A 12,771-nucleotide genomic window follows, 5' to 3' on the forward strand; every position below is an offset into this window, starting at 1 on the left:
TTTTTCCTCCGCTTCTTTAGCGCAAAACCGCCGCTGCGACTACAACAAATTGACTGCCGTCAAGCCCGGAATTAAAGCTCGCAGCAAAAGTCCCAGCAACACAAATAAAGAAAAATAAACAGCGCACAAGCGCACGAACGCCTGCGACTCCTGCATACATACAATACCGACAGCCGCCTTAATTTCACTATAAAAAACCAAAGCCTGCGTCAACGAACAAATCAGTAAAAACTGGATCGGAGCATAACGACAGAACAGCAAAGCCAGCACATTTCCCGCCAGTTGATACATTTGCGCCGGATTTTGCAGGCGAAAAGTCGTAAGCGTATCCAACTTACCCCGATAATCGGCATAGAAATAACGGAAAAGATAAGTTTTGCAAAGAAAAATCAGGAAGCCGATCAGGGCAATCTTGCCGAACAGGCGGACATCATCGAAAATCGTCCCGACAACGGTAAAAGGGAATAAATAAACATTCAGAATTTTCCCGAAAGATGCGCCGTGCAGGAATAAATACAAATTAAGAGCAAGCAGACAGGCGTTGAATACGGCCAACAAACAGGTATAAAGCGGCTTCACTTCACCTAAATTAAAAGCGGCATTCAACGGGTCGACCAAATTACGCCCGATATAGACGAATTTTCGCTCCAATTGTTTAGCTGCAAGCCGCAATTTCGCCGACAAACGCAAAAGGCGGCGTTGCCACGCTTCAGGTCGGGCAGTTGTACGGGAAGAATTTTTGCTTTCGGTACTGTCGGACCCGGTTTTTTGCTGCCGCTTTGAGTTTGCCGCCGCATTACGACATGAGCAAACTTCCTTCAGCTCTAAACGTTTACCACAATAAAAACAATAACGTTCGCTCACTCCCGCCTCCGATTAAATCCGTAATATCTTCAAACATTATACTTTTGTGCAGATAAATAAAGCAGTCCGGTATTGTGAATTTTCCTTAAAGCAAAGGGCCTGCTCCGAAGAACAGGCCCCGACAATTTTGCAATTTTTCTATGACCGTCAATCTTTTTTCCGCCACTTTTTGACAGCTGCACCTAAAGCGGCCAATACTCCCATTATTCCGCTTCCGGCCAACGCCCGACTTTCTCCGGTCCGGGCAATTTTGTTGTTTTTGCCTGTCTGCCCGTTCGTCCGTGCCGTTTCGTCCGCCGCAGCTGTAGAAGTTTCCGCCTGTAAGGCCGCCTCACTGCTACCATTGCCGCTACTTGGCTGCTCGCCTACTTGCTGTTGCGAACCTTGCTGTCCTGCCGCTTTCTTACCGCTTACAAGTACCGTTGTCGACAAGCCGGCAACTTCCACTGTACCTTGCGCCCGCTCACCGTTACTGTCAATTGTAAATTCACGCAAACCGGAGGCCTGCACCTTGCCATCCTGCGCCAGAACCTGATATTTGCCGTCAGGCAACGCCAGATTTTGCGCATCTTTAGACGCATTATGCACAATATACAAAGTCTGTTCGCCATCTTTTAACTTATAAGCCAACAATTTATCCTCCGCCTTTATCGGGGTAAAAGTCGCTGCAGCATCAGCGAAAGATTGCGGACTGAAGCACTTATATTGCTTACGGATAGCGATAAGTCCGCGGAAATAATCAATTAAATCCTGATGCTCCTGTGCTCTATTCCAATCAAGTTGATTTATAGAATCAGGCTTGTTATAAGAGTTGCCCTCACCCTGCTTGGTTCTGGCGAACTCCTGGCCGGCATGAATAAAAGGCGTACCCTGACTTAACAAAGGAATAGCGGAAGCCAGGCGCTGCATTTTTAACCGTGTTTCTTCATCGTCATTCAGATTGGTTTTGCCGAGCTTATCCCACAAAGTGAAATTATCATGTGCTTCTACATACTGAATCAACTGTCTCGGCTCACTGTAATGCTTACCGCCGAAAGTCGCCTTATAGCCCAAGGCCTCCATAACTTGCCGTTCTTTGCCGGCAGAACCGTTAACGAAACCCGGATCCTGCGCCTTAAACACGCTGCCTTTAACGCCGTCACGCAGATCATCGCTGAACATGCCGACATGCGGCATCTTATACGCGTTAAGCTGATTAGCTTTCTCTACTCCTGCCGGATGATTGCCCATATTCCAGCCTTCACCCAGAATAACAATATTAGGATTGATTTTTTGCAGTTCCTCTCTGACTTCATTCATCGTCTTGACATCATGCAAACCCATCAAGTCAAAGCGGAAACCGTCGAACTTATAAGTCTTGGCCCAATATTTCACCGAATCGACAATATATTTGCGCATCATCGCTTTTTCCGACGCCGTCTCATTGCCGCAACCGGAGCCGTTAGCTAAACTATCACCCTTATAACGGAAATAATAACCCGGAACAATCTGATTGAAACTCTGTTTGGCCACATCACCCACATGGTTGAACACCACGTCCATAATTACGCCTAATCCTGCCTGATGCAGACTGTCAATTGCCTGCTGCAGTTCCCTAATCCGATTGTAAGGGTCATTAGGATCGGTAGAATACGAACCTTCAGGCACATTGTAATTAATCGGATCATAGCCCCAGTTATACTTAGCTTCCGGATTCAGCTCATCCACGGAAGCACTGTTATAATCGAACACCGGCAAAAGCTGCACATGCGTAACACCCAAAGACTTCAAATAATCCAAACCGGTAGCAAATCCTTTGTCCGTCTTAGTTCCTTTCTCCGTAAATGCCAAATATTTTCCCCGATGCTGCATATTGCCGTTAGGATCATGCGAAAAATCACGCACATGCAGTTCATAAATAATCGGATTCTGTGCCGGATCAAGCTTCGGCGCAGAAACAGCTGTCGGTTGCGGATTGACCACAACCCCCAACTTACTGTTGGCTGTCGTCGCACGCACATAAGGGTCGGTGACAACATTCGTTTTACCGTCTACCGTCACTTCATACATATAACGCTGACCGTCAAGGTCACCTGTCTTTTCAACTTGATAAACGCCCTTATCCCCTTTGGTCATCGGCAATTTCTCTTTGACCGCATCACCCTCGTACAAAAGCAGGTTGACGCTTGCCGCCGTCGGTGCCCACACTTTGAAAGTTGTTTTCTCTTTCGTGTAAATAGCTCCAAGTTCGCCGGCATAAGCATATTTACTGTCAAACAGCTTGTCTTTAGGCGAAATGGTATCCGTGACACTTAATTTTTGCGTCAGCGGATGTTTCTGTTCTTTGTCCGTATAAAATGTCATCTGATGTTCTTTCTCCGTATCTATGTCGAAATTCAAGCGCAAAATCAAAGTATCCGTTACCGGTTTAGCCTGCGCTTCAAAGCCGCTGAACTTTTCTCCGTCTACTTCCTGTTTCGTCTCGAATTTGAAACCGTTGGCCAGCAAATCGTCCGTATCTACCAAACGATTGAACTTAAATTCAACTTCTCTTGCCGATTTTATCGTCGCCGTATAGCTGATCGCTGCGCTCGCCTCCGCTTCCGTCTTGTAAAAATTCGGGTCTTTCTGACTCCAATAAGCTTCCATCATCCCCTGTTCGTTGAAATATTTCAACTGTCTGACAGGCTCTTCATTAATCTTTTCCGTACCGTTAAAACGTTGCAATTTGCAATTAATACTCTCCAAATTATCGGCTTTCATTTTAACAGTAGCCGTTGCCGTTTTATCGCTCACCGTCATATCGACATACTGCTTTTTATTCTTCGCTTCTTCTTCCGTCTGCAAATTACTCCAGTACAGTACTTTCCAATTGCTTAAGGTTTTCGCATCATAACGATGATAATGAATTTTAGCGCTTAATTCCTTATGTTGTGCAAGCGGTTCCTGCGAATAGGTCGTTTTATCTCCCTGTTTCACCCACACTTCACTGACACCGGCTTTATTTATAGTTATCGGTCGCCCGCCGTCGCTTGCGTCGGCTACTTCTTTTTCCGCCCACGCATTATCGCCTTCCTGCCGATGCAGAATAAAATTAACTGTCTCCGCCGCAGTATTTATTTCCACCTCGGCATAAGGGCCGAACTCGTCTTTGCCCGTAAATTCATAATCCTTACCTTCCAAATCCGGACCGTAGATATGCACTTTCCAGCCCTGCACATCCGGACGATTATAATGAATTTTCAACTTCCTGACTTCTCCGGCTGCCGGCCTATCGTCATATTCCGTCTTATCTCCCTGTTTGACATAAGCCTGAATTTGTCCGGGCGCCAGGAAACGATTGCCGTCACCGTTAACGTTGCTCTGTTCCCGATCCGACCAATCTGCTTTCCGCACGATATAACCGATTTTCTTCCCCTGTATCTCCTGCTCCGAGAAGCTGTGCTCGGCCAGATAACCGAAGCTGTCCTGTCCGTCAAAAGGTACGCTGAAGCCGTCTTTTCCGTCGATCCACATCCAAACGTCCCAACCGTTGATGTCCGCCCGATTATAATGAATCGTAACCGTTGTCTTGCCTTGGGTATTCGGATTAGAAGTATACTCAGCTTTCTCACCTTGCTTAACCCATGCTTGATTTTGCTTCTCGGAAAGTAAACGATTACCGTCATTAGCGTTGCTCTGTTCCCGATCCGACCAATCTGCTTTCCGCACGATATAACCGATTTTCTTCCCGTTCGCTTCCGCCTTGAACGTATACTCGGCAATCGCCCCGAACTTGTCCCGCCCCTTGAAAGGTACGGCAAAACCCTGTTGCCCGTCGATCCACATCCATACGTCCCAACCGCTGACGTCTGCCCGATTATAATGAATCGTAACCGTCCGCCTGCCTGCATCGGCTGCGCTCCTGCGGCTCATAAAAGGGAACAGCGCTGAAAACAGCGCCAATACCAACAAAATACTGAAAAAATGTTGCAATCGTCTTTTCATTTTCTCTTCTCCATCCGGGAAATATTATTACTTTAATAATAACCAATATTTCGCCGTTTATTTGAAAAAAGCCTCCGGCGGCCAAAAATTAGTGACAATGCCCAAATTTTTTCTATTTATTTGTGCATTTAAGCAAACAAAAAGCGCCGGGTTAAAAAACTCGACGCTTTTATAAAAGCTTAGCCGCTTGTAGCGACGCCGCTTAACTTATTTTGTCTTGTCCTCGGACTTAGAGGACTTAGAGGACTTGGCATCCTTATCGCTCTTGCCGGCGGACTTATTCTCGGCCTTTTCGTTAGCTTCGGCATTCTCGGCATTAGCGACAACAACGCTTTCACCTTTGCCTGCTTCAGCCTCCTTTTTATTGTCCTCTTCCTTCTTTTGTGCCTCTTGCAACTCCCGATATTCAGCCTCATCGACCTCTTTCAGATGGAAGCCTTCTTCATCGCTGTATTCCAAGCACAGGAACGCACTCTTGGGCGCATGTTCGCTCAACTTCAAATCAACCAGCAAATCCTGCAACTCGCCGTCAATAATTCTTCTCAACGGACGAGCACCGTATTTCGGATCATAGCCCTGTTTCGTCAAAGCATTCAAAGCATTCTCGCTGTAAGTCAAAGAATAACCGATCCGTCTGCTGTTAGCCTGCAAAGTCTTCAACATCAGTTTAGCAATCTTCCGCATTGCCGGCATGCTCAACTTCTCGAAGAAAACGATCTTATCCAAACGATTCAGGAACTCCGGATTGAAGTGCAGACGCAACTCATTCAAAACCAACTTCTTAGCTTCTTCATAAGTATGTCCGTTATAATCGGGTTTATCACCCAACTTCACTGCAGCTTGTGTCTCGTTCTTATTGGCAAAACCGATCTTACCGACCGAACTTTGACTGTCGTTCAACAAATTGGCACCGATATTGGACGTCATGATAATAACCGTATTACTGAAGTCAATCAATCTGCCCTTGCCGTCGGTCAAACGGCCGTCTTCCAAAACCTGCAGGAAAACATTCCAGATATCCGGATGAGCCTTTTCAACCTCATCGAGCAAAACCACGCTGTACGGTTTCTTATACACAGCCTCGGTCAACTGACCGCCTTCTTCATAGCCGACATAACCGGGAGCTGAACCGAACAAACGAGTAGCCGACATTTGACTGTCATACTCGGACATATCGAAACGAATCAAGCTGTTGCGGTCACCGAACAGAACCTCAGCCAAAGCCTTCGCCAATTCAGTTTTACCGACACCGGTTGTACCTAAGAACATGAACGAACCGATAGGTTTCTTGGTCATGCTCAAACCGACACGACCACGTCTGATAGCCTTGGCCAGAGCTTTTACCGCCTCATCCTGACCGATAACCCGTTTATGTAATTCGCTCTCCAAATTACGCAAACGACTGTTCTCTTCCTCACTCAATTGATTAATAGGAATATTGGTCCAGTCAGTCAAAGTTTCGGCAATATCCTGCGCCGTCAGCACATAAGCCTTTTGTGCCTGATCCTGCAAACGGCACTCCAACTCTTTCAACTCGCTCTGTTTCTGCAACTCCTTCTGCCGGCAATTAGCTGCCTCTTCAAAGTCTTCCTTATCGCAGGCTTTCTGTTTGGCTTGCGCCAAATCATCCAATTCCTTTTTCAGGCTTTCAATATGTTGCGCCAAAGCCTGTTTTTCATTTTTCTCTTTCTCGTTGTCCTCACCCTGATTTTGAGAACTGCTGCTCTGCTTGATATTCTTAACAGAATTCTCCATCTCTTTCGCATTCAGTTTCAAGCGGGAACCGGCCTCATCAATCAAATCAATTGCCTTATCCGGCAAGAAACGCATCGGCAGATAACGCTTCGACAATTTAACGGCGGCGTTAATAGCTTCATCGGTAATCTTAATCTGATGATAGTCTTCATAACGTTTCTTCAAGCCTTGGATAATCTTAATCGCATCTTCTTCCGACGGCTCATTCACAGTAATAGGCATGAAACGACGTTCCAAAGCGGCATCATTGCTGAAATATTTACGATACTCGACGGAAGTTGTCGCACCGATAACCTGAATATCGCCACGAGCCAGAAGCGGTTTCAAAACATTGCCGATACGCGAAGTATCTTTCTGATTACCTTCACCGGTCAACAATGTATGGATTTCATCAATAAAGATGATAACCTGCTTATTGTCGCTGGCTTCCTGTAAGCACTTCTTCAGACGTTCCTCATATTCACCTTGATAACTTGCTCCGGCCAAAAGCGAAACAACATCAAGCGCAATTACCACACGTTTCTGCAAATCATGCGGAACATCACCCCGGTTAATAGCCTGAACCAAAGCTTCCACAACTGCCGTTTTACCGACACCCGGTTCACCGATCAGCAAGGGGTTGTTCTTCATACGTCTGCCGAGGATTTGCACCATCCGTTTCAATTCCTGCTGTCTACCGATAACAGGGTCAAGCTTCCCGTCATCAGCCATCTTCGTCATATCTTTGCCGTATTTCAGCAAAGTCGGAATATGCTTACGTACTTCATTCACGCTCATTAAGTTCTTGGAATCACCGTGATTGTCGGCAGCGCTCTTGGACGACTGTTCTTCTTCTCTCTCGGCGTAGCGATTCTCATCATACACATCGGAAGTTCTGGCCGTCGCACCTTCGCTATGTACCTTCTCCCGCAATTCCTCCAAATCCTTATGCAACAAATCAACGTCAACATTCAGATCCTGCAAAATTTCACGCGTCACGCTGCGCGGCTCATCCAAAATAGCCAAAATCAAATCTTCCGGCTCCAAAACGCGATTACCGGACAGTTGATGTACCGCTTTGCCCATAATTTGTGTTGCCAAACCTGAAAGTTTATATAACAGATTCGGTAAATCAAAAGGTGTCAGTCGACGCAGGCGCACTTGCAGAGCATCGGCCTGTTTACCGAACAAAACCCGATAAAATTTATTCTCATCTACGCCGTAACGGGCGAACAAAGGACGCATGGTGTTATCAGGCTCCGGATTTAACAAAGCTCCCATGAATAAATACTCCGGAGTGATCTTATAGTCATGCAGAGCGTTCGCGAACGAACCGGCATAAGATAACAAACTCAAAGTTCTCTCAGTAATATCATAAGCAAAATTCATAACACTCATCTCCTTGCCGAGTCGACCATTTCACAGTCGCTCTTATAACTTATAATTGTCTTTTAATGACTTTCCGCCCGATAAAATCAAGCGGCATTAAAAATCGTTGTATTCTTTCGCCAATTCCGCCAAAAGATTCTTCAGCATATCGGCACGTAAATTTTTACGTTCTTCCGGAGCTACCGCCGCTAAACTGCCGTCGCTCATTACCGCTCGGCACAAGCTCTGCTGCTTATCGTCCAATAACTCCAGCATTCCCAAATTGTCCAAGTAAACACTCAAATCATGTTCACTCAGACTTCCCGGCAAATTCTGCAGCAAATGCTCAATCAATTCCAATTGTTCATTCTCGCCGCTGAAAAGTTGCCTAATTTCAATCGAACCTTTACCGCCACGTCGACTGGTTACCATGTAGCCGTTATCATTATTGAAACGGGTAGCAATAACGTAACTGATCTGGGACGGTACACAATTCATGTTGCTGGCCATCAAATTCCGGTTAAATTCAAATATGCCGTTATTCTCTTTCAAGCTCTCCCTGATAAAATCTTCAATATAGTCACTCAAGCGCATCGGCATCTTCAAACCTCCATTATTAACAGCTGCTCGCCTTCCTTTTTGATTCTCTTTGCTAATCGCCTCTTTTGGCTTTGACTTTCTTTGACTATTATTATAGACCTTTTTTGACCTTTGTCAAAACTTTTCTTTCAACCCCGAAAAAGTGCAGAAAAGGCGCGAAAGTTCGGGCTTTTCTCTCAGGAAATATTTAGATTGCCGGCCTGAAAATTGCAAAATATTTTTTCTCGCGCAAGCCGTTTTGTGACCGCAATCACAAAACTGAGCAAAAAAAGAAATTATCTTCATGCGCCGAATTATGCTACACTGAAAAAAACATTGTCGGAGGAAAATCATGATTAAAGTTGAAGATTTACGCAATTTCACATTTCTATCCAATCCCCAAACCAATCCGAGCCGCACTCTGGCCGCCTTTGTTGTCAGCAATAGCGATTATGAGCAAAATAAATACATTAACAAAATTTATACTTTCGACGGCCAAGCCTTGAAACCTTTAACAGAAGCGGGAAACGAGACTGATTTCTTATTTGAAGACGAAAAAAACATTTTATTCAAAACACCGGAAAAGAATCGTTATACAGCTCAAACTGAGGCTGAAAGTAAACGTCCTCTGACTCACTACTATCGAATTAATGTCGACGGCGGCGAAGCCGCTTACGCTTTCTCCATCCCCTTGGACGTAGAAAAATTGTGGCCGCTGAATAACAACGGAAAATTCCTGGTTTTAGCTTCATATGATCTTAATTATCCCGATTTATGGCAAAAAACGCCGGCCGAACAGGAAGAAATCTGTCGACACAATGAGGAAACTGCCTTTTGTCGCCAAATTCACGAAATTCCTTTCCAAGCTAACGGTACAGGTTATCTGTACAATCGCCGTTCAGCTCTGTTTTTCTTCGATGCTGTCAGCGAGGAATTGGAATTAATCGGTGAAGATTATCCTAACTACGTCATTAAATGGGTCAGCCTGAATAACGCCAAAACCAAAGCTTTATTCGCCGCCACTTGTTACGAAGGAAATAATGAGTACCGTTACTGCGACTTTGCCAAACTCTATGAGGTGGACCTGGAAAATTGCATTATTACGCCCCTGTATGAACAATTGAATCAACAATTGGGCGACGGTTTTTACGTGGAAACTGTCAATCAGCAGCATCAGGCTTCCGGACATGAGATTGCCGTTCTTATTTCTTCCGATACTTCCGGCTACGGACTCAATGAAAATAATTATTTCTACGTTTATGATCGTGCCTCCTCGCAACTGCAAAAAATCTCCGATTATGAAATTATTTACGGTAATTCTGTCGGTTCCGATGTTGCTTACGGTTGCTGTCAGGAGAAATACGTTTCTTTAAACTATCTGGATTTAATTGAAACTGTAGATTGTCGTTCTACCTTGCAGCGTTTCTTCTTTGTTGAAGATGAAGTTGCCCATAAAATAACGCTGAAGCGCAAGATGTTGGTTGACCGGGAAGGTGCTGTGAATGCCGCTTTCTCTTTGAATATTGCTCCGACTGTTATCGCGGAGGAATTCGCCTCCGACTGCAAATGCAATTCCGATTGTAAGTGTGGCTGCCAAAGCGGCGAGCCTTGCTCTTGCGAGTGCGAATGCGACGATTGTGAGTGCGAGTGTGAGAACGAATGTAAGTGCGTATCTGACTGCAATTGCGCCAACGACTGTGACTGCAACGGCGAGTGTGACTGCGATGATTGCGATTGTAACGATTGTAAGTGCGAGAACAATTGCAAGTGCAACAACGCCAACGAGTGCAATTGTGACTCCGAATGTAAGTGCGGCTGCCAAAGCGGCGAGCCTTGCTCTTGCGAGTGCAATTGTGAGAACGAATGTAAGTGCGAATCTGACTGCAATTGCGCCAACGACTGTAACTGCAACGGCGAGTGTGACTGCGATGATTGCGATTGTAACGATTGCAAGTGCGAGAACGATTGCAAGTGCGGCTGTAAGTCAGGCGATACTTGTACCTGCGAGTGCAAATGTGACTCCGAATGTAAGTGCGGCTGCCAAAGCGGCGAGCCCTGCTCTTGCGAGTGCGATTGTGGGAACGAATGTAAGTGCGTATCTGACTGCAATTGCGCCAACGACTGTGACTGCAACGGCGAGTGTGACTGCGATGATTGCGATTGTAACGATTGCAAGTGCGAGAACGATTGCAAGTGCGGTTGTAAGTCAGGCGATACTTGTACCTGCGAGTGCGAGTGCGAGTGTGATTGTGACGATTGTGAGTGCGACGACTGCGATTGCGAATGTGAATGCGGTGATTGCGATTGTGGGAATGAATGTAAGTGCGAATCTGACTGCAATTGCGCCAACGACTGTGACTGCAACAGCGACAACGAGTGTAATTGCGGCTCCGACTGCAAGTGCGGTTGCCAAAGCGGTGAGCCCTGTTCCTGCCGCCAAAATCATAGCAGCTTATGCATCATCGGCTTCTATCAACAGAACCGAAGCGAAATCTACCTCGTGCACAATCCCGAGAAATTACAAAGGCTTACCTACTTTAACAGTCAAAACTTAAGCACCGTCAAACCTCTCCCCCTGACAATCACTTCCCGTTTCGACCGGGAAGCAGTAAACGGCTACGTGCTGCTGCCGCCTGATTTCCGCCAAGAAGCTCGAGCATCATATCCTCTAATTTTAGACATTCACGGCGGACCGAAAACCGTTTACGGGTCTACTTATTACCACGAAATGCAGGTTTGGGCCAACCTCGGCTTTGTCGTCTGCTGCACCAACCCGCACGGCTCTGACGGACGAGGCAATAAATTTGCCGACATTCGCGGAACTTACGGCCAACAAGACTATGACGATTTAATGGACTTTCTCGATGCCGTATTAAAAACTTACCCCCAAATCGACAGCAAACGTCTGGGCGTAACCGGCGGATCTTACGGCGGTTTCATGACCAACTGGATCATCACCCATACCAAGCGTTTCCAAGCAGCGTGCACGCAAAGATCCATCTCCAACTGGTTATCCTTCTACGGCACAAGCGACATCGGCTACCTTTTCGCTACCGACCAAAATAAAGTCAAAGATTTCAGCCTTGAGGACCAAAAAACTTTATGGGAACATTCGCCTTTGCATTACATCAATAATGCCGTAACACCGACTTTAATTATCCACTCCGACGCCGATTACCGTTGTCCTTACGAACAGGGCATGCAATTGCATACAGCCCTGACAGCTTTGGGCGTACCCAACAAACTGTGCGTATTCCACGAAGAAAATCACGAACTTTCCCGCAGCGGCCGCATCAAAGCCCGGGAACAGCGGCTCAACCTCATTACCCATTGGTTCTTGCAATATTTACAAGCGGATAACAAAGAATTAATTCAAAAGTTCGCCGAAAAATGTCATATTTAAACTAAATTGAATGCCTAACCTTTCAGCCCTGCTGCCCGCAAGTTTTCCGCTTACCTCCTTTCTGAAAAAACGGAACGACCGGAAGCAGGGCTTTTCCAACTCTCCTGCACAAAATTTTCAAAGCGTTACAATATTAGTTGAAGGAAGGTGTTTTTAATGACAGAACTTATTGAAAAACTATCCACAAAAACCGTTGATCACCATGTAGAATGGCAACCTCAACCGGCACTTTATAACCAACAAATAAACCCCGACCATATCGCATTTTTGATGATTGATATGCAGGAACGCTTATTACCGAAAATGGCCGATTCGGCGGAAATAATCAGTAATAATTTAAAATTTTTACAAGTCTGCGCCCTGTTCCGCTTACCGGTAATTTACACCGAACAATACCCTCAGGGACTCGGTTCCACTATCCCGGAAATTAAAGAAGCTCTGGACAAATGCGAAGCTGCCGGCTGCCCCATGCTCTATTTCAGCAAAACCAGAATGAGCGTTTTAACTGCAAACTTGAGCCTATTCCTCCGCCAACACAACATCAAACAACTGATTGTAGCCGGTATCGAAAGCCATGTTTGTATCTACCAAAGTTGCCGTGATATTCTTTCCGAAGGCTACAGCATCTTCTTACCGGAAGACATGACATCTTCACGTCGAACAGAGCACAAAAAACAAGCTTTACACCTGTTGGATAAGCTCGGCGCAACTGTTAATAACCTGGAAATGTTGATTTTTGACCTACTGCAGGACTCCAAAGCTCCAAATTTCAAAGCTTGCCAGGCTTTAATCAAATAATTACCGTGCACAATTGTGTATAATATAAAAGTAATTGAACAATAACCAGCTGACACAAA

At 45.7% G+C, this 12,771-nt stretch carries 6 protein-coding genes; 2 read left to right on the top strand and 4 right to left on the bottom strand.

What is annotated here, in order from left to right:
- Positions 1 to 39 precede the first annotated feature (39 nt).
- From PYS60_RS00080 to PYS60_RS00095, 4 genes are all read right to left on the bottom strand, one after another.
- Entirely contained in the window at positions 40 to 864 is an 825-nt protein-coding gene (locus PYS60_RS00080) for a hypothetical protein (protein ID WP_315569723.1), read from the bottom strand.
- A 147-nt stretch (positions 865 to 1,011) separates the two neighbouring features.
- Positions 1,012 to 4,830, bottom strand: a complete 3,819-nt coding sequence (gene pulA, locus PYS60_RS00085; protein ID WP_315569725.1) for a type I pullulanase — start codon at positions 4,828 to 4,830, stop codon at positions 1,012 to 1,014.
- Between the two features lie 207 nt (positions 4,831 to 5,037).
- Positions 5,038 to 7,953 (bottom strand): ATP-dependent Clp protease ATP-binding subunit, encoded by a 2,916-nt coding sequence (locus tag PYS60_RS00090; protein WP_315569727.1) that lies wholly within the window; start codon positions 7,951 to 7,953, stop codon positions 5,038 to 5,040.
- Between the two features lie 96 nt (positions 7,954 to 8,049).
- Entirely contained in the window at positions 8,050 to 8,532 is a 483-nt protein-coding gene (locus PYS60_RS00095; protein WP_315569729.1) for a CtsR family transcriptional regulator, read from the bottom strand.
- Positions 8,533 to 8,863: 331 nt separating this feature from the next.
- Between PYS60_RS00095 and PYS60_RS00100 the strand changes: the two genes are divergently transcribed.
- Positions 8,864 to 11,914 carry an alpha/beta hydrolase family protein gene (locus tag PYS60_RS00100; RefSeq protein WP_315569731.1) on the top strand — a complete coding sequence of 1,017 codons (3,051 nt, stop codon included), beginning with the start codon at positions 8,864 to 8,866 and terminating at the stop codon, positions 11,912 to 11,914.
- 156 nt (positions 11,915 to 12,070) lie between these two features.
- Complete coding sequence (locus PYS60_RS00105; RefSeq protein WP_315569733.1) at positions 12,071 to 12,712, top strand: isochorismatase family protein; 642 nt, start codon at positions 12,071 to 12,073, stop codon at positions 12,710 to 12,712.
- Positions 12,713 to 12,771 lie beyond the last annotated feature (59 nt).

The sequence above is a fragment of the Amygdalobacter indicium genome (assembly GCF_029101545.1).
Classification (GTDB): domain Bacteria; phylum Bacillota; class Clostridia; order Saccharofermentanales; family Fastidiosipilaceae; genus Amygdalobacter; species Amygdalobacter indicium.